16 protein-coding genes are annotated in these 19,342 nt (G+C 52.1%); 10 read left to right on the forward strand and 6 right to left on the reverse strand.

Going from position 1 to position 19,342, the window contains the following annotated elements; all coding sequences use genetic code 11:
* Window positions 1-107 precede the first annotated feature (107 nt).
* Window positions 108-1,133 carry a type I glyceraldehyde-3-phosphate dehydrogenase gene (gene gap / locus ACN4EG_RS16460; RefSeq protein ID WP_431631027.1) on the reverse strand — a complete coding sequence of 342 codons (1,026 nt, stop codon included), beginning with the start codon at window positions 1,131-1,133 and terminating at the stop codon, window positions 108-110.
* A gap of 506 nt (window positions 1,134-1,639) precedes the next feature.
* On the opposite strand from gap, the gene ACN4EG_RS16465 reads away from it, so the two are divergent.
* From ACN4EG_RS16465 to ACN4EG_RS16510, 10 genes are all read left to right on the forward strand, one after another.
* Entirely contained in the window at window positions 1,640-2,245 is a 606-nt protein-coding gene (locus ACN4EG_RS16465; protein WP_431631029.1) for a cytochrome b/b6 domain-containing protein, read from the forward strand.
* A 271-nt stretch (window positions 2,246-2,516) separates the two neighbouring features.
* Window positions 2,517-6,131, forward strand: a complete 3,615-nt coding sequence (gene metH, locus ACN4EG_RS16470; RefSeq protein ID WP_431631030.1) for a methionine synthase — start codon at window positions 2,517-2,519, stop codon at window positions 6,129-6,131.
* A 15-nt stretch (window positions 6,132-6,146) separates the two neighbouring features.
* Window positions 6,147-6,440 (forward strand): type II toxin-antitoxin system HicB family antitoxin, encoded by a 294-nt coding sequence (locus ACN4EG_RS16475; protein WP_431631074.1) that lies wholly within the window; start codon window positions 6,147-6,149, stop codon window positions 6,438-6,440.
* Window positions 6,437-6,652 (forward strand): type II toxin-antitoxin system HicA family toxin, encoded by a 216-nt coding sequence (locus ACN4EG_RS16480; RefSeq protein ID WP_431631032.1) that lies wholly within the window; start codon window positions 6,437-6,439, stop codon window positions 6,650-6,652. Before ACN4EG_RS16475 ends, ACN4EG_RS16480 begins: the two co-directional genes overlap by 4 nt.
* A 2-nt stretch (window positions 6,653-6,654) precedes the next feature.
* A complete protein-coding gene (locus ACN4EG_RS16485; RefSeq protein WP_431631033.1) occupies window positions 6,655-6,990 on the forward strand; it encodes a XisI protein in 336 nt (111 codons plus the stop codon).
* Window positions 6,991-7,214: 224 nt separating this feature from the next.
* Window positions 7,215-7,535, forward strand: a complete 321-nt coding sequence (locus tag ACN4EG_RS16490) for a XisH family protein (protein ID WP_431631036.1) — start codon at window positions 7,215-7,217, stop codon at window positions 7,533-7,535.
* Between the two features lie 80 nt (window positions 7,536-7,615).
* Window positions 7,616-7,951 carry a XisI protein gene (locus tag ACN4EG_RS16495; RefSeq protein WP_431631037.1) on the forward strand — a complete coding sequence of 112 codons (336 nt, stop codon included), beginning with the start codon at window positions 7,616-7,618 and terminating at the stop codon, window positions 7,949-7,951.
* A 172-nt stretch (window positions 7,952-8,123) separates the two neighbouring features.
* A complete protein-coding gene (locus tag ACN4EG_RS16500; RefSeq protein WP_431631038.1) occupies window positions 8,124-9,533 on the forward strand; it encodes a tetratricopeptide repeat protein in 1,410 nt (469 codons plus the stop codon).
* Window positions 9,534-9,597: 64 nt separating this feature from the next.
* Window positions 9,598-10,266 (forward strand): hypothetical protein, encoded by a 669-nt coding sequence (locus tag ACN4EG_RS16505; protein ID WP_431631039.1) that lies wholly within the window; start codon window positions 9,598-9,600, stop codon window positions 10,264-10,266.
* Between the two features lie 547 nt (window positions 10,267-10,813).
* Window positions 10,814-11,032 (forward strand): hypothetical protein, encoded by a 219-nt coding sequence (locus ACN4EG_RS16510; protein ID WP_431631040.1) that lies wholly within the window; start codon window positions 10,814-10,816, stop codon window positions 11,030-11,032.
* Window positions 11,033-11,092: 60 nt separating this feature from the next.
* Here ACN4EG_RS16510 and grxC read toward each other — a convergent pair whose 3' ends face one another.
* The 5 genes from grxC to ACN4EG_RS16535 form a co-directional block, all read right to left on the reverse strand.
* Window positions 11,093-11,350: a glutaredoxin 3 gene (grxC, locus tag ACN4EG_RS16515; RefSeq protein WP_431631041.1), complete on the reverse strand. Its 258-nt coding sequence runs from the start codon at window positions 11,348-11,350 to the stop codon at window positions 11,093-11,095.
* Between the two features lie 167 nt (window positions 11,351-11,517).
* On the reverse strand, window positions 11,518-13,074 hold the full coding sequence (gene hflX / locus ACN4EG_RS16520; RefSeq protein ID WP_431631042.1) for a GTPase HflX: 1,557 nt from the start codon (window positions 13,072-13,074) through the stop codon (window positions 11,518-11,520).
* Window positions 13,075-13,319: 245 nt separating this feature from the next.
* Window positions 13,320-15,974 (reverse strand): SdrD B-like domain-containing protein, encoded by a 2,655-nt coding sequence (locus ACN4EG_RS16525; RefSeq protein ID WP_431631043.1) that lies wholly within the window; start codon window positions 15,972-15,974, stop codon window positions 13,320-13,322.
* A 103-nt stretch (window positions 15,975-16,077) separates the two neighbouring features.
* On the reverse strand, window positions 16,078-16,629 hold the full coding sequence (locus ACN4EG_RS16530) for a hypothetical protein (protein ID WP_431631044.1): 552 nt from the start codon (window positions 16,627-16,629) through the stop codon (window positions 16,078-16,080).
* A gap of 180 nt (window positions 16,630-16,809) precedes the next feature.
* The gene (locus tag ACN4EG_RS16535; protein WP_431631047.1) at window positions 16,810-19,305 is read right to left on the reverse strand and encodes a DUF7925 domain-containing protein; all 2,496 of its coding nucleotides are present in this window, start codon (window positions 19,303-19,305) and stop codon (window positions 16,810-16,812) included.
* Between the last annotated feature and the right edge of the window lie 37 nt (window positions 19,306-19,342).

Genomic DNA, 19,342 nt, shown 5'->3' on the forward strand with positions numbered 1-19,342 from the left:
TTGGCCCTAGTGCAAAGTAGTGGCGACCCTGGCTAGCCCGCGATTTTCTCAATCCAGGGGGGATCGGTCTACCACTACTCTTAAGATACAAGGGGGGATCGGATTGTCTAGGCAATCAGGCCATCTTGTTTCGCCATGTGCAGAATTAAATCCACCACGCGATTGGAATAGCCCCACTCGTTGTCATACCAGGCCACGACTTTAAAGAAATGGTCGTTCAATTGCATCCCCGCCCCCGCATCAAAAATGCTGGAATGGGAATCCCCTTGGAAATCGGTGGAAACCACTTCCTCATCGGTGTAGCCGAGAATTCCAGTCAAACCGTTTTGAGAAGCGGCTTCCATGGCATCACAAATTTCCCCATAGGTCGTTGCCTTTTCCGTTTTAAACGTGAGATCAACCACCGATACATCGGGTGTGGGTACCCGGAAGGCCATTCCGGTTAACTTACCCTTCAACTCCGGCAACACCAAGGCTACAGCTTTAGCCGCTCCGGTGGAAGCGGGAATGATATTTTGGGCGGCTCCCCGGCCTCCGCGCCAGTCTTTTTTACTGGGGCCATCGACTGTGGGTTGGGTGGCGGTCATGGCGTGCACGGTGGTCATCAAGCCTTCCGCAATGCCAAACTTATCGTTCAGAACCTTCGCGATCGGGGCTAGGCAATTGGTGGTGCAACTGGCATTGGAGACGATCGTGTCTGCCTTGGGATCGAAACTGTCGTGGTTGACGCCCATGAGCAGCGTTTTCACCCGTTCGGGATCCTTCGTCGGAGCAGAAATCACCACGCGCTTGGCTCCGGCTTGTAGGTGTTTAGACGCGCCCTCGTGGTCAGTAAACAGTCCCGTGCATTCCACGACGTAATCCACGCCTAGCTTGTCCCAGGGCAGTTCTGCGGGATTGCGAATGGCGGTACAAGTCACTAATTGACCATTGACGACAATTCCTTCCGGCGTTGATTCGATCGACTGGTGCAGCGTACCGTGGGTGGAATCGTATTTCAATAAATAAGCCAAATTATCGGGGGGGACGAGGTCGTTAATCCCGACAAATTCAATGTCTGGATGGCCAAAGCCTGCCCGCAAAACCAAACGTCCGATGCGTCCAAATCCATTGATACCAACTTTAACAGCCATGGGATCTCTCCTGAATGTCAGAACGTGCGAGTGACAAAATTTTCAAAAGCTGGGCGGTGAAAGCCACAGCGACCAAAACAGACCTACATAGAATTCATTCGTCGATTGCGAAGGGGCTGATCCCCCCTAGCCCCCCTTCATAAGGGGGGAACCAGAAATGAGGGTTTGTTCAAAGTCCCCCTTATTAAGGGGGATTTAGGGGGATCGAAACCGCTGCGATCGACGGAGACTATAGATTGATGGGAAATGTTGAACAAATAGTTAAACCAATAACGATCGAAATCACCGAGAAATTTTGCAAAACAACGATCGAGGCTACGAACGGGACAAAAGGTGGGTTGGGACTCATCCAGCATTCACGATACCGCTTCTCCGGTAAGGGATCGGAATTCATAATCTTTTTGTTAATTTGTTGCCGGATGCCGGGTCATGGGAGAAAAAGGGTAAGGGTACGGGATCACGGCTTATTATGGTTTGGGTAATCGCTTTAGATCGAACCGAATCCTATGGCAACGAAACCCTATCAACCCCTTCTGCTCCGTTTGCTGCATGGCGTCAATAGTCTTCTAGTAATCCTGGCGCTGATCAGTGGCTATTGGGTCTACAACCAATTTGATGGGCGTTGGGGCAAACTGGCGATCCCCCGCATCAACGCAATGATTGACATTCACGGCACGATCGGACTGACCTTTTTTCTCTTCCTGCCGCTGTTTGCTATCTACAGCCTGACCGCAGGCCAACGGCGCTTGGCGGGATACAAGGCTTTGGGCAAGCTCAATCAGGTCAATAAACCCATTTGGTGGGTCACGCTGCATCGGTTGACGAATACGGCGATCCTGTTGGCGGCAGTGCTGGCCTGGGTTTCGGGCAAGCTGATGGACGAAACCTGGCTACCCACGGGACAACTGGATCATGCTGCATACTTCGCCCATCTTGCAGGCTGGTTAGTGCTGGTCATCTGTTTAGCCCTACACCTGTTGATGGGGATCAAAGTGGGGGGAACTCCGCTGTTGCTGTCCATGGCATCGGTTAAATATCGTCCAGAGGATAGTCCCAGTCGCTGGCCTACCCAAGCCAAGCAGTGGCTGGCCGATCGCGGCTGGTTGAAATAAGCAGCGTTCACGATCGCGCTACATAATGCATCCGTTGATCTGATGGGAACTCCATAGAACCCCGATCGGGGATCATGGGATCGCCTTCTCCTACGGGTTTAGTAGTCTGGGGCAAAAGGATATGTCAAAGTAAAGATGTAGTTTTTGTAAGGTTGCGGACGAAGGCTTTGCTCAGCAAACCTCGATCGTAATAATGGGAAAAAACTTTCCTAGCGTTTTTTCTAACCCTTTCAATCACTCTTGCAAACCGCAGTCGCGTGGAACTTGCCCTATGAACAGCCGATTTCTTGAGCGTCTTCACAGCCCCGAGCGTCCCGTCCTTGTCTTTGATGGCGCAATGGGAACCAATATCCAGTCGCAAAATCTCACCGCAGAGGATTTTGGCGGGGCGGAGTATGAGGGCTGTAATGAATATCTGGTGGAGACGAAACCCGAAGCGATCGCCAAGGTTCACCGGGATTTCCTCGCGGCGGGCGCAGATGTGATCGAAACCGATAGCTTTGGGTCCAGTCCGCTAGTGCTGGCGGAGTATGATCTGGCCGATCGAGCCTACGAGTTGAGCAAAAAATCCGCAGAACTGGCTCGCCGTTGTGCCGATGAGTTTTCTACCCCCGAAAAACCCCGCTTTGTCGCGGGATCGATCGGTCCCGGCACCAAACTCCCCACCCTCGGCCACATCACCTACGACGAACTCAAAGCCAGCTTCACGATTCAGGCGGAGGGTTTGTACGACGGGGGGGTGGATCTGTTCATCGTCGAAACCTGCCAGGACGTCTTGCAGATTAAGGCGGCACTGAACGCGATCGAAGCGGTCTTTGCCAAGAAGGGATCGCGGCTGCCATTGATGGTGTCCGTGACGATGGAAGTCCAGGGCACGATGCTGGTGGGGACAGATATTTCCGGCGTGTTGACGATTTTGGAACCCTACCCGATCGATGTTTTGGGTCTGAACTGTGCCACCGGCCCCGATCGCATGGCGGATCATATTAAATATCTGACGGAAAATGCGCCGTTTGTCGTCTCCTGTATCCCCAACGCGGGACTGCCGGAAAATATCGGGGGCCACGCCCACTACAAACTGACGCCGTTGGAAATGCGGATGGCGTTGCATAAATTTATTGAAGACTGGGGCGTGCAGGTGATCGGGGGCTGCTGTGGAACCCGACCCAGCCACATCCAAGCCCTAGCGGAACTGGCTGCGGAAATGACCCCCAAGCCCCGATCGGTGCGCATTTCAGAAACAACAAAAACGCGGGAGCCCTTGAAATACACGCCCTCAGCGGCTTCGATCTATTCCGCCCAACCCTACGAGCAGGATAACTCGTTCCTCATCGTGGGCGAACGCTTGAATGCCAGCGGTTCTAAGAAGGTGCGGGAACTGCTCAATGAAGACGATTGGGATGGTTTGTTGGCGATCGCGAAATCGCAAGTCAAAGAAGGCGCACACGTTTTGGATGTCAACGTAGACTACGTTGGGCGCAACGGCGAGCGAGACATGCAGGAATTGGTTTCGCGATTGGTGACGAATACGACGTTGCCCTTGATGCTCGACTCTACGGAATGGACAAAGATGGAAGCGGGCCTCAAGGTTGCGGGCGGGAAATGCATCCTGAACTCGACCAACTACGAAGACGGCGATGAGCGCTTCTTCAAGGTGCTGGAACTGGCCAAGGAATATGGGGCCGGGGTCGTCATCGGTTGCATTGACGAGGAGGGCATGGCGCGAACCGCCGAGAAGAAATTCCAAATCGCGCAACGGGCCTACCGGGATGCGGTGGAGTTTGGGATTCCGCCCCATGAGATTTTCTACGACACGTTGGCCTTGCCCATTTCCACGGGGATTGAGGAAGACCGAGAAAATGCGAAAGCGACGATCGAATCCATTCGCATGATTCGGGAAAACCTGCCCGGTGTGCATTTCATGCTTGGGGTTTCTAACGTGTCCTTCGGGTTAAGCCCAGCGGCACGGATTACGTTGAATTCCATGTTCCTCCACGAAGCGATGCAGGTGGGCATGGATGGCGCGATCGTTTCCGCTGCCAAGATTTTGCCCCTGTCGAAAATCAGCGAGGAGCACCAGAAAGTTTGTCGGGATTTGATCTATGACAATCGCGAATTTGAGGGCGATATCTGCACCTACGATCCGTTAACGAAGCTGACGGAAGTGTTTGCAGGGGTCAGTACCAAGGATGCTCGAGCCAGCAGTTCCCTGGCCGATTTACCGATCGACCAACGCCTGAAGCAACACATTATCGACGGTGAGCGGATTGGTCTAGATGACGCTTTGAAGATTGCTTTGGAAGAAGGTCACAAAGCACTAGATATTATCAACACCTTTTTGCTGGATGGCATGAAAGTGGTGGGGGAATTGTTTGGCTCGGGTCAAATGCAACTGCCCTTTGTGTTGCAGTCTGCGGAAACTATGAAGTCGGCGGTGGCGTTCCTAGAACCGTTCATGGAGAAGCTGGAAGGGGAAGCGGACGATCGGGGTAAGGGTAAATTCCTGATTGCCACCGTTAAAGGGGATGTCCACGACATTGGTAAAAACCTGGTGGATATTATCTTGACGAACAACGGTTACAAAGTGGTTAACTTGGGGATTAAACAAACCGTTGATGCGATCGTGGATGCCTACGAACAACACAAACCCGATTGCATTGCCATGAGTGGCTTGCTCGTGAAGTCCACAGCATTTATGAAAGAAAATTTGGAGGTCTTCAATGAGCGGGGCATCACGGTTCCAGTGATTTTAGGGGGGGCAGCACTGACTCCTAAGTTCGTCTATGGTGATTGCCAAGAGGCTTACAACGGCCAAGTAATTTACGGGAAGGATGCCTTTGCCGATTTGACCTTTATGGATCGGCTCATGCCTGCGAAACAGCAACAGGCTTGGACGGATACGGAAGGATTCACCGGGGAATTTGCCCAGTTTAACCAGAAGGGTAAAAAGGCGATCGAACAGGCGGAACGGGAACTGAACGGGGAGGTTGCACCGAAGTCCGACGAGCCGGAGGTGATTGATACGGCGCGATCGGAGGCGGTGGAGATTGAAATTCCGCGACCCTTGCCGCCGTTCTGGGGCACGAAGATCCTCAAGTCGGATGCGTTGGATTTGGAAGAACTTTTCTGGCATATGGATTTGCAAGCGTTGATTGCAGGGCAATGGCAGTTCCGCAAACCGAAGGATCAGTCCCGTGAGGAATACGATGCGTTCCTGGCGGAGAAGGTGTATCCGGTGTTGGAGGAATGGAAGAATAAGTTACGCCATGAGAAATGGTTGGAACCGACGTTGGTCTACGGCTATTTCCCCTGTGCGGCGGAAGGTAATTCGCTGCATGTTTACGATCCGGCGGTGATTGAGCAGGGATTAACGCCGCAAACTGCCACTCCGTTTGTGACTTGGCAATTCCCGCGTCAGAAGTCGTTGCGTCGTCTTTGCATTGCTGATTTCATTCGTCCGGTTGAACAAAACACGTTTGATGTGTTGCCGATGCAGGCGGTGACGATGGGTGAAATTGCCACGGAAAAGGCGCAGGAACTTTACAAGGGCAATAGCTACACCGATTATCTCTATTTCCATGGGATGGCGGTGCAGTTAGCAGAAGCGCTGGCGGAGTGGAGTCACGCGCGGATTCGGCGGGAGTTGGGTTACGGCGATTTGGAACCGGATAATATTCGCGATATGCTGGCGCAACGCTATCAGGGGTCGCGCTATAGCTTTGGCTATCCGGCTTGTCCGAATGTGATGGATCAAGTGCCGCAGTTGCAGTTGTTGGGCTGCGATCGGATTGGCATGCACATTGATGAGAGTGAGCAGTTGTATCCGGAGCAATCAACAACGGCGTTTGTGATTTATCATCCCGTCGCGAAGTATTTTAGTGCGTAGGAACTAGTTCCCGTGATGGATTTCCCTGGGGTTGAGCAGGAATGCTGCGCTCCAGGGATAATTTTTTGTGCCAGAATGAGATTGACTGAAATTGCCAAGATGAACATGAAACGTCAATTAACGAGTAGTGTGTGGCAGGAAGGTGAGTGGTTTGTCGCTCAATGCCTTGAGGTGGATGTGGCCAGTCAAGGGAAAACACCTGAAGAAGCATTATCGAATCTCAAAGAGGCGCTGGAGCTACATTTCGAGCCACCTTGTGCAACAGTTTTTCCTGTGGTTCAAACTGTAGAAGTGGAAGTTGCAGCATGAAGCCTCTACCCTATCGTGAGGTCAAGCGAAAGCTTGAGCAGGCAGGGTTTGTGGAAATCAGCCAAAAGGGAAGCCATGTTAAGTTTGCTAAAGAATTGGCAGATGAAACCTGGACAGTAATTGTTCCTTATCATCGAGAGGTTAGCCCTGGAACATTGCGCAGTATTCTTCGCCAAGCAGGTTTATCTGTCGATGAGTTTGAGGAGCTTTAGCTATGGATAAACTAGAGCACTATTGTCAATGCCTTCGGAAATTCCTGGCAAATTATATCGATTATGGTGCGCAGCGTGAGGGTTTAGAAACACAAGTAATTATTGATACTACCAATGACCACTATCTTTTATTGAGAATAGGTTGGGATAAGAATAAACGCATTCACACTTGCATTTTTCATTTTGATATTAAAGATGGCAAGATTTGGGTTCAGGAAAATAATACGGATATTGAAATCGATCGCGATTTAGAGGAAATGGGAATTTCCAAGCAAGAGTTGGTGATAGGGTTCCATCATCCTTCGATGCGGGAATTTTCAGATTACGCGATCGCGTGATGATGCTAATAGAAGCCCGTGCGATCGGATTGGCATGCACATTGATGAGAGTGAGCAGTTGTATCCGGAGCAATCAACAATGGTTGTGTGATCTATCACCCCGTCGCAAAGTACTTTAGTGCGTAGGAACTAGTTCCTGTGATTTATCTCCCTGAAGCTGAACAAAAATGCTACGCTCCAGGGATAATTATTTTCAGAAACTTTAGGTTGAAAGCATTGATGTGATGGCAAAGGATTTATTTCATGAAGCAGTCATGGCAGCTTTGCTGAAGGAGCAGTGGCAGATTACGGCTGATCCGTTGCGGATTAAAATTGATGGGGTTAAGTTGGAGATCGATTTAGCGGCGGATAAGGTGGTGGCTGCAGAAAAAGCAGGACGAAAAATTGCGATCGAGATCAAGAGTTTTCTGAACAACTCTACCATTACTGATTTCCATGCAGCTTTAGGCCAGTTTTTGAACTATCGACTGGGGTTAGAAATGACTGAACCAGATCGGATTCTCTATCTGGCTGTACCGCAGGATACCTATGAATCATTTTTCTAGGAGCGGTTTGTGCAAGCAGCGATCGAGGTACATCAACTCCGACTTTTGATCTATGATCCTGCTAAGGAGGCGATCGTGTCATGGAAAGAGTAGATTTTTACCAACAGTGCATTCGGCAATTACTGAAAAACCATGCAGACGAGAATAGCGCTGATAGCAGTATTGAGAGTCAGTTAGTGATTGATACGGAAAATCATCACTATCAAATCCTCGATGTTGGTTGGGACGGAATGAAGCGGGTTTATCACTGCTTTGTGCATTTGGATATCAAAGATGGCAAGATTTGGATTCAGCGGAATATGACCGAGGCGGATTTGGCACAGGAACTGGTCGAGATGGGTGTGCCAAAAGAAGATATTGTGCTAGGTTTGCATCCGCCTTATAAGCGACCTCATACAGGGTATGGTGTGGCTTAGAACGATGACGCATTGGCCTGCCCCTTAATGGGACTGAGTATCCATATCCGGAGCCATCCACGACGGTTATCGATCTAGCACCCCCTCGCGAAGTATTTTAGGAGAGTAATTTTAGCGCGTCGGTAGCTTTAGTGGGTAGGATGGTTGACGGACACTTGTATGGTTGAATGCTATGGCTGACAACTCTTTAGCTGACAACTCTTTGGACGCAATCAGGACAGAAGCCCTCGAATACATCGCCACTGGAGACTACGATCGCGCCATCACCCTCCTGTCAGAGACGATCGCCACACAGCCCCCCCATAGCCCCCTTTACCTCACCCGTGGCTCTGCCTACTGCGATCTAGGCCGCTACGACGACGCGATCGCTGACTTCACCCAAGTGCTGCAAATAGGGGACGAAATTGCCTTTGCCCAGCGAGGTCTGGGCATCGCCTACTACAAGTTAGGTCGTTTCCAAGACGCGATCGCGGCCCAAACCCAAGCCCTACAGCACAAACCCGACTACGCCGACGCCTATAGCGATCGGGGACTGGTTCATACCGATTTGGGTGAATTCGATACCGCGATCGTTGACCTCAGCCAAGCAATTACCTGCGATCCCAACTTCGATATTGCCTATGTTAATAGAGGTCGAGCTTACGCCAGCTTAGGAGACTTACAACGGGCGTTACTAGACTTTAATCAAGCTATTCTCCTTAACGGTCAATTTGCTGTTGCTTATTACAATCGCGGTCGTGTTTACCGAGATATGGGGGAATTCAGCAAAGCCCTGTCCGACTTTGACCAAGCCCTTACCCTACAGAATAACCTTGCTCCAGCTTATTTGGAACGAGGTAAACTCTATGAACAGCGCCGGGATACTGCCAAAGCCTTCCAAAACTACACTGCCGCTGTGCAACTCAGTCCGAACTTTGCTGAAGCCTATCTCTTTCGGGGGAATCTTTACGCCAAAGCGGGAGATCTGAGTACCGCGATCGCTGACTACACCCAAGGACTCATCCATCAACCGCAATCGGCAGCGCTGTATTTTAATCGAGGCTTGGCTTACCATTGTCTCCAGAAATGGTCTGAAGCTATTCAAGATTATAATCAAGCGATTACCATTGACGCCGATAATGCAACGTTATATTTAAACCTAGGAATTACCCAAGGGGCTCAAGGCGATCACACGGCTGCGATTGCTTCGTTTAATCAAGCCATTCAACTCGATCCCAAACTCCCCGAAGCCTATTACTGCCGAGGACTGGCCCACGGCCAACTCCAGAACCTGCAAGCAGAAATCGACGACTATACGCAAACGTTGCAACTTGAACCCACCTATGTTCCCGCTTGGATGAATCGTGGGAACGCCTATTTTAAACAAGCGCGCTACGAAGTGGCGTTAAGCGATTATCAACAAGCCAGCCGCCTTGCGCCGAACGATGCCCTTACCTATGCCAATCAAGGTCGTGCACTACAGCAATTGGGCGATCGATCGATGGCTAAAGATCAATTTCAGTTGGCAGCACAGTTAGCCTTTAAACAGAATAATCTTTTACTCCATCGTCAAATTCTTCAGGAACTTCAAAAGCTATCCTAGACCGTATGCCGTTGAGGTTGTACGCTCCGTTTGGGGTTTTATTGCTAAGAAGGGAGAGGCGATCGTGAAAGCTGGAAAATTCAGGCTAAAGCTGTGGCAGCGGCGAGAAATTTGGTGCCCGACGTGGCGAGGCTGGATTGTATTAGGCGCGCTGATTGTGGGGTTGGGTTGGGCAATGGTGCCGCAGATTCATCCCTTTTTTGCGGTTACTGCGCCGATTCCAGCGGAAGCGTTAGTTGTGGAGGGCTGGATGGATGATGTAGCGGTGGTGCAGGCGATCGCGGAATTCAAATTCCGTCCCTACAAAATGCTGATTACGACGGGTTCTCCGCTGCCGAAGGGCTTTTATCTAGCGGAATATCAGGACTTTGCGACGCTATCGCGGGCGACGTTAATTCAACGGGGGTTTCCTGCCGATCGAATTGTTGCGGTACCTGCGCCGTTTGTGATTAAAAATCGAACCTATACAGCAGCTTTGTCCGTCAGGCGCTGGTTAGAAGAGACCCATTCTTCAATGCGTGCAATGAATATTTTTACAACAGGTGCCCATGCGCGTCGCAGTTGGATTCTCTACCGTAGGGCGTTGGAGCCTCAGTTTCAGGTGGGAGTGATTGCAACGCCGCCGCAAACCTATGAGGTCGATCGCTGGTGGGCCAGCAGTGAAGGGGTGAAGATGGTGGTTTTTGAGGCGTTGGGTTGGTTCTATGTGCAAGTGTTTAATTTGTTAGATTAGTACCCAATCAATTTGTAATTGCACCATCAGTTTGTGATTGCAATACGTGATGATCCGCCTAAATCCCCCTTAAAAAGGGGGGGTTGAGTAAAAATAATTTAGAAGTACAGATTTCACACTCTTTCCTCCCATTTTTTCGTATTTTCTCTTGTCTCCCCCTTTTTAAGGGGGGCTCGGGGGGATCGAATCTATAGCGTTGATCAATCAATTTGGTCTCTTGTTGCGAAGTTTCACAGAATTGCAAACTATCGCAATACGGTTGACATCGCCCTAGTTTACCTCTAGGCTTGTTTCTCATAGCTGAATACAACCGTGTTTTGAAGTCGTTTTGAAGTCCCGATTGGATCAGCTTGTCTCCCGAAAATTAAGGCGCTACCCAGCGTTGATTGGACCCAACAAAGGGTAGCTAAACCCCGAAGCTGACTGCGGCAGCTAGGCGGTCTGACACGGATTGTAACATTCGATCGGGCCACCCTACTTGTCCTGTGCAAAAGGGTGGTCTTAATTTTTGGGGTTTCTTCCCAATCTCTTCGTTAGGAGAAATCCCATGTTTATTAGTTTTGGTGATTCCGATCGTGTAACCGATACGGAGCGTAGACCGTTTCGATTTTATTTATTTGGCACTCGCGAAGAAGTGCAATCAGCAATTAACCAATTGCATGTCTTGCGATTTTCCGACAGAGTGCGTTGGAGTCCACCGATGCCTGTGCCGGGTTCAGATTGGCAATACGTCAGCCTAATGGAACGCGATCGGGCTTTGGAGTAGGTGCTTTAAAAACCGGGATTTTCTGAAAATCCCGGTTTGTGGGTAGGTCGGCCCTAAAATTTAGGCTAACAGGGGATCGAGTTGACCTTGCCGATCGAGGGCATGGATATCATCGCAGCCACCCACATGTTGGTCATTAATGAACACCTGAGGCACCGATCGACGGCCATTGGCTCGTTCTGCCATCTTGGCCCGCCCCGGCTCATCCCCATCCAGACAATATTCCGTATACTGCACCCCTTTACTGTCTAACAACCGCTTCGCCCGAATGCAAAACGGGCAAGTGCTCCAGGTATAAATTTCAACATTGGCAGCCATAATTGCGCGTGGTTCCCTTTCGTTCAGAGTGTCTCGTCCTATTCTAGACGCTCGATCGAACTTCTCACTGTGCTTTTCTCACGGTGCGTTCTTAGGAGTTGGCTAAGAAATACCATCCACCTACCCACCTACCCACCTACCTGTGATTTGACTTGCACGCCGTTCCATCACTGCACCATCGCATACCGTACCAACTGACAGAGCCGCTGCCGCAACGTCTCCAACCCCAACCGCTCCTGGGCAGAAATAAACAACGCCTGGGGATATTCCTCCTTCGCTTCCATTAAGCGATCGCCATCCACCTGATCCACTTTGTTAAACACAATCACCGCTGGCCCCGGCGCGATCGGCATCTGCGACAAAATCGCCATCACATCCCGCACCTGGCTCAACCAAGCCGGATGGGATAAATCCACCAAATGCAGCAATGCATCCGCCTCCGTCACTTCCTCCAACGTCGCTCGGAATGAATCAAACAACGGTGGTGGCAATTCATGGATAAATCCTACGGTATCCGTTAACAAAATCCCTAACGACTCCTCCGTTTCCGCATCCTGAATCACTAACCGCCGCGTCGTGGGATCGAGGGTAGCGAACAATTGATCCGCCGCGTAGATTTCCGAATGGGTCAACACGTTCAATAGTGTCGATTTCCCCGCATTGGTATAACCGACGATCGCGATCGTCGGCACCTCCTCATGCTGACGTTTTTGCCGCATCCGAGCGCGATGGGCTTGCAACTGATTCACTTCCTGTTGCAAACGGCTAATCCGTTTCTGAATGGCTCGCCGCTCCGTTTCCAATTTCGTTTCCCCGGGGCCTCGGGTGCCAATCCCCCCGCCCAACCGCGACATCGCCTGCCCCCGGCCCACTAAGCGCGGCAGCATATATTCCAACTGGGCCAACTCCACTTGTAGCTTCCCCGCCCCCGACTGCGCCCGCTGGGCAAAAATATCTAGAATCACCTGGGTCCGATCGACCACCCGAAGTCCCAACTGCGCTTCTAAATTGCGTCCCTGCACGGGCGATAAATCCCGATCGAAGACCACCAGATTCGCACCGATCGACTGGGCTACTAAGGCAATTTCCTGCACCTTCCCTTCGCCGACGACCGTTTGGGGATGGGGTCTGGGTCGCTTTTGCCGCAGGGTTTCCAGGACTTCTCCCCCTGCCGTTTCCACCAACCGACCCAACTCATCCAACGTATCTTGGAAGCGTTGCTTAGACAGATTATTGGTTTGCAGACCGACGATGAGCACCCGATCGTGATCGCGATCGACCTCCTGGGCCACAAACTGCCGCTGGAAATCCGCCTCCAACTCCTCCACAAAATCAATGAAGTGCTGCTCCAGCAAATCATCTACAGACATGGGATGGGAAATCTGCCAAGCCGTTTCCGGATGGGGCAACAGATGGCAGAGATAGGCTTCTTTGATGTATCCCGTGGCTCCCCCGCCCCGCCGCTGAAAACCACTCCCGGTCAAGGTCAGCATCACCAATGCATCCAACCGTTGCATCGCCATAGCCGTCAGTGCCACTTCTCCGGGCGGGTCTTGCTTCAGTTGCGTCGCCAAACAGCGAATCCCACTCAGCCGTTCTGCCCCGTAGCGCGGCAGTTCCAAGGGCGGAATTTGGGTTTGGCGGGGCGTGCCGACCCCCACCCGGATCACCTGTCCCCGGCGGTTGACGTAGGCACAGACCGGCTGCCCGATTTCGGTACTCACCGCCGCCAGCCGCTGGGCAAACTCTGGGGTGGTGATGCTATCGATCGGCAGGCGCTGGTGATATAACCGCTGAAGTTGCTTGAGTTGATTGGTTTTGAGTCCTTGCAGGTGACCGTGAATCGTTTCGATAGGGGAACTGAGCCAAACGCGACAAGTTCTATTGTGCTAAACAATCCCACCCCGGATCAACTCTATTCCCTATTTTCCGGCGGTTGTCTAGCGGATAAGCCAGTCACCCCAAGGCATTAACGCAATTTGGTTGAAAATCTAAAGAAACCAAAAGTGCCTGCGGGGAGTTGGTTGTTCGGGGCTGCAAGATTATCGTTCACCACGTTGGTCACCACTGCCCCATCGACACCCGTGATGGGTTGGCCTTGGTCGTCCACCGTTGGACAAAGCAAGCGATGCCCCGTCCCCACAGGAAACTGGCTCGGCAGCATGGCCCCCGCTGGGAAAAATTCACCCCGATCCTTCAAGTCAGGACGGGCTGGATCGATCGAATAGTCAGGAATATCCGTTAATGCGCTAGTTGTATTGCCGATCGTTAGGCTCATGGAATTCGGCACATAGGTTGTATTGTTCGGAATCCAATCGCAGAGATTCACATTGGTCGCAGGCAATCCTCCGGTTGAGAGGAAATAAATGGTGTATTGAAGCGTTGAACCACTCTTTGTTATCCCTGCATCGATCGCGCCCTTGAGATAGTTACTAGGCCAACTGGAATGGTTATCGTCCGTAGTATTAGCATCATCTTGTACTGCCGTCAGATCGACGATCGTGCCATTGGCTAACCGACTGGTGGTGCTGTTATCAATTGTAGTAATGCGTTTAACTAACAGCAGCTTCGATTGGCTTCCTAAGGGATTGAGATCAAAGCCAAAATTCTGTCCAGTAATATCGCTCGTAGACAGCGTGACTGCCAAATTATTCGGTGTTCCCAAAACCAATCCCGCTGGAATATCGGAATCGCTCGTATCTACTTGGATTTTGTAATTTCCGTTGACTACCCCTGCAAAGGTATAAATTCCGTTGGTGTCTGTGGTAGTGGTTTGCAGAACGTTATTATTTGTATCTAATAATTTAACTGTAATGTTTGCAGGTAGTTTAGGCTCTGAGCCACCAAGCTGATCATTGCCATCACTATCTCGGTATAACGTTCCTGTAATCTTAGCAGTGATATTTAGCGTTGTCAGTTCTGTGGAGCTGGGAAAGAAAGTCCAAGTGTCTAGCCCCTTTGTATCGCCAAAGGAACCATTACACTTGACGTTGGCATTTCCCCCATTAGCGGCCCCAAATTTTCGGAATAATAGTGCACTACTATCGGTACCCACAATGGGATCGCTAAAGGCTGGATTGGGCGCACCGCCACCACAGAGAACCGATCCAATGGTACCCACGGTCGTACCATTGGCAGTGACATAGCCCCGATCGTCGAAGTAGGCGATCGTATTTGATCCTAAAGGATGCACCCCATTCAGTAATTCAAACGTGGGTCCCCCGTAGAAGTTATTTTCCGCATCCAATAATGGAAAGTGATATTCCCCCGAGTGCACCTTGGCACGGACAGGGTAGTTCGCACCGATCGGGAACGGCGTGCCACTGTTGTCTTTGCCGTTCCAAGTCACCGCTTGTGCCCCTGCGGAAAACATCACTCCCCGTAATACCCGGTTCTGCGGATGGGTGGGGTCAAAGTTGACGCCATCTCGACTGATGACAATTTCGTAATTGCCCGCGATCGAACTATTGAAGGTAAACGTTCCCCCAGTATTGACTTGGCTGGTATTCCCCGACAGACTGCCCGTGAACTGCAGGCTATCCATACTGGGTGGAATGGGTATGGTGGGAATGCCCGTTCCCACAACCAATCCATTGGGATCATACCGATCGATATAACTCAAGGATTGAGCATCCAACGGACTGACAAACAACGGATACTGAGGTGGTGCTAACTTAGTACCACCATCGGGATTGGTAATGTTGCCATCACTGCCAACCATATCGTGGTACAGCGGCGTCGTGCCATCACTATCCCAAAAGCCTACTTGGTTTCCGTAGAGTAGAAATCCGAGGGGATCTAACCCCCGCAACGTAATACGGTATTGATACCCATCCGTAGTGACGGGGTAAATTGGAAAATTCAACGGACGGCCATTGCCTCCAGTAAAGAGCGCAAAGTAATAGGTAAAGGCTCGGCCATTTAGATCAAAAATCGAAGTGGTATCACTGCTGCGAACGGTGATATCCCAAGCGGCTACGCTGCCGTTCTGTTGTGCGGAAAAATTATTGGCATTGGCTAAGGCAATATCACCGGGGGCAGATGCATCTCGGGCACTGTTGACGCCATCCGGGCCATAGAACGCAACACTATAAACTCCGGTTTGGGGGGCTTTGTAGTAGCAGGGGACATAACCTGTTGCATTGCCGCCCCCCGTGATCGCTTGTGGCCCTGCAAGTTCCTGGGTGCGGTTGGTGATTTGCCCCATTGTGGTAGAACTCAGGGCCGATCGCTGGGCCAAACAGGAAAAGCTAGGGCTAGCGGGCAACGTTTCATTGCCCACATTGCCGGTCACCAGCCCAGGGTCATACAGCACAATGTCCCCGGCTCCCACCCCCACCGCTGTGGAACCCAGCAGAATGTATTCATCCTTTTGGGCAAAGACCTTCATCAAGCTGCGCCGTCTAATCAACCCACCCACAAATTCCGTGCGCCATTCCAAATTGGCCCGTCGAGCTGCGGCTGGAGCGGTTGCGGGATAGAGTGTACGGCTACCCTCTGCTACAACGGGTGCAGCAGCAAGCCCACTGAGTAATAGTAAACTACCCACGATCGCGCTGGCTTGACCCCACCCGGTTTTACCCAGTCTTGCTTTACCCAACTTCGAGATCTTGAAATGACGCATCACGGAATTGAATCCTACTCGATCGAACTAAAGAGTGTTTTAGAAAGTCTTAAGTGCTGCAAACAAGTACTGCAAACAAGTACTGCAACTGTCTAGGAGGCGGTTATTTCACCCGGACTTGATAGGCTACATTGATTTCCCCCTGGGGCGCGATCGGATTTTGCCATTTCCAACGCACGTGGGTGTAGGACTCTAGGGGGGCAGGGCGCACTTCAACCTTGCCACTGAGGGTTTTCACCTCCACCATAGGCGCAGCCGAGTAGTTTTTGCCCCCATCAATGCTGAACAAAATTTCCACCCCCGCTTGCTTGGTGGCTGAATCCTTGGCATAAATTGTATTTTTGGGAATGGGCTGGGTTAGGACTAGGTTTTTCGCGCTGCCTTTGCCTTCATTTTTGCCCTTGAGGGAGTAACGAAGTACGTCGCCGGGTTGGGCGGTCACCTGCTGGCCCACTTTGTCCCAGGTAATGCGCTCTTTGCCCTGGGCATCTTTGCTGACAATGCGCTTTTCACCCGTTAGCGTTAGATTAATTTTCGGTTTTTCCGCTGTTTGAGCGATCGCGGGTCGGGTGTCCCAGCCAGCTACGATCGTCACTGCCGGAGCCACAACCATTAGCCCGATCGTGCTCAATCCTGCAATCCAAAAACGTTTCATCATCATTTACCTAATGATTTACTCAAGAGTTGACTCAATTCCAAACTAGCAATCTCTAGACAGTCCAAGTCGAGGTCTTATGCGTTGATTCCTTATTTGGCTGCATCTCTTTAATCTATCCTTGGGAGCCATCTTGGGTTGCTGTTCTGCGATCGATTGAAGGTCGATCGGCTCATCTCTTTAGTTGATTTTGCGGCGGAAGGTGAACTGACCACGGGCTTGGGGCTGAATCACGACGCCGGGTTGGTGCACATAGCGGCTGACATCTGTGGCCTTTGTTGTGCCTGTCTGTTCCCCACTGGGCCAGTAGGCGGTGGTGCCGTAGGTGCTGGTCACCGAGGCCAAAACGTGACTGGTTTGAATTAGGCCATTGGCTTCCTTGGCCCAGGTGTTGTTTCCGTTGTCGCCATCCTCTGTCAGGGTGATATTGTTAGCGTTGAGCGTGACGTTGCCCACCCCCACAGGCGAGATCGAAATATTTTCATAGGCTACGGCATACTCCAGTAATTGTCCGCGTTTGGCGTTGGTTTGATCCGCTGCAACGGTTCCATTGGCCTCCAAGAGCGTGACGGTTTTAGCGAGTTTGAGGAACCCGGTGTACACCCGATCGATCGTGCGATTTTGCATGGGCTCTACGGCGATCGGATCGGGGCGGGAGTCGCCATCTTGATCCACAAAGGCATAGAGCGGAACGGCAAAACCTTTCCCGGTATCGGTAGACAGAGGCGTCCCTGCCGGGAGATCTACTGCAACGCTGTAGTTCACCTGTTGCCCCGGTGCCAAACTGGGAATCTGGATGGGAGCACCCGACTGAAAAATGAAGTTCCCCGCTGTGGCATCAAAGACGTAGACCGCTGTTTGGCCCCCATAGGTCAGGGTCACTTGAGTCTGGTTGGGCGGCAGTTGTTCCCCGGTTGTGGGCGTGAAATTGGCGGCATCGGGTACCAGCAATAATCCCGTCAAGCTGGCTATAGGACTGGGATTGCTCACAGTGTTCTGGAACGTGACAGCAGCCGGGTCGATCGTGCTCCCCGGCAGGGCATTGGCGGGCAGAGCCGCGCTCCGGTTGGTGAAATCGTCGTTGTTATCCACCTGCCCCACGGCTCCCGGCATTCCGATCGGCCCGTTCAACACCGTCCCCGGCAGCGCGATCGTGTAGACGTTATCTTCTCCCCCAGGGCCTTGGCCGGAGTTGTTGTTGGCGCTATCTACGCCGTGGCTCGTGGGGTTGGCTTGGCCGTCGGGAATGGTGGCGGAACTGGGCGTCAGGCTGGCGGTGGCTCCTGGGGTGCCATTGTCGTTGAAGTTGGAGGGCTGGGCGTCACCGGATTCGTCGTAAACCAGTGGTGCGGTGTTGCCCGTCAGTCCTTCGGTTTGGCCGAACACCTGCGCAAGGTTGACAATGTTGCTGGAACTGCCGGATGCGCCCGTGGTGCGTACCTTAAAGGTTAACCCCGTGATCCGATAGCCCATGGGAAGGGCATTGGTGGCCGCATTGTAGACAAAGCCCACTCGGGTGATGGGTTGTCCAGAGGGGGGCGCGGCAGTGTACCAGGTGGCAGATGGGGCCGGAGTCGAGAGGGGCGTATCGGTAAAAACGGGCGTCCAGTTGGGATCCGGTGAGATTGCCGAACCTGCCAGATAGTCGGTACCAGCGGGTACAGCATCGGAAATGAGCACCCGGTTTGGCCCGATGCCCAGGACGTTCATCCCGACTAGATTACCGGGGGTGATACCGGGACTGGAGATCGGGGCGGTGCCTTCCACCCGCAGCCCCAACTCATAGGTCAATTCATCGTCCGTTAGGACTGCGACATTTTTGGGGTCATAGCTTTTCATTGTCTTGAGTACCGTGGCTAGGGCTTGGGCCTGCGCTCCCACCTTGAGGGACTGTACGGCGCTGGCTTCCCGTTCTTCCGTGGCGGGGAGGACGGCAGCGGTGGCTCCGGTTTCGCCGCTGTAGTCTAAGGTGCGGACTTCTGTGGCTAAGGCGGTATCGGGGGAGTCGGGCTGGTTTTGGCTACCCAGGGAATTGTCGTTGGCTCCCGTATCCCCCAGACGGACCGTGATATCAGCCCCTGAAGCGGCTTGGGGTTGAATCGTCACCGGAATTGTCACGACGTAGGCATAGCCCGCTGGTAATACCCCCGCTGGCGTTGCCCCGATCGCCGGGAGGCCGGGAATCGTGCTAGTGCGGGCATTGGCTGGGTTGGGATAGGTGACTAGGACTGGGCTCGCAAAATTGACCCGATTGCCTTGGGTGTCGAGATAGCCCGCAATGAAGACCTGGGTTCCTGTGCCGGGGCCAGCAACGATCGGAGCTCGGGGAATAAAGAGTTCGGTGGTGTCGTTGCCGACGTTGGTGACCTTGAACTCAAAATCCACGCCATCGTTGGGTAAAATGCTGCCGCCATTGCGATCGATCGTCGCGAGGGGCACCACTAAAACCCCTGCAACTTCCGCCACCGCCACTTGAACAGTATTAGATTTTGCGTCGTATTGCGCCCCATTGGGATCCTCATAGGCTGCCGTCGCCGTATTGCGAATGGCGGTTCCCGCAGGAACAACCTCAGCAACGGCAGGGTTAACACCAGCCAAAATACTTCCGGGCAAAATACTTCCGGCAATCAACAGGGACGCTAATAGCCGAGAAGACGCAAAAGAGCGCTTCTTCATTGTGGGTGTGTCGAAAGATCAGAAGGACAAAAACAAA

This window comes from Alkalinema pantanalense CENA528 (assembly GCF_050753345.1).
Classification (GTDB): domain Bacteria; phylum Cyanobacteriota; class Cyanobacteriia; order Leptolyngbyales; family Leptolyngbyaceae; genus Alkalinema; species Alkalinema pantanalense.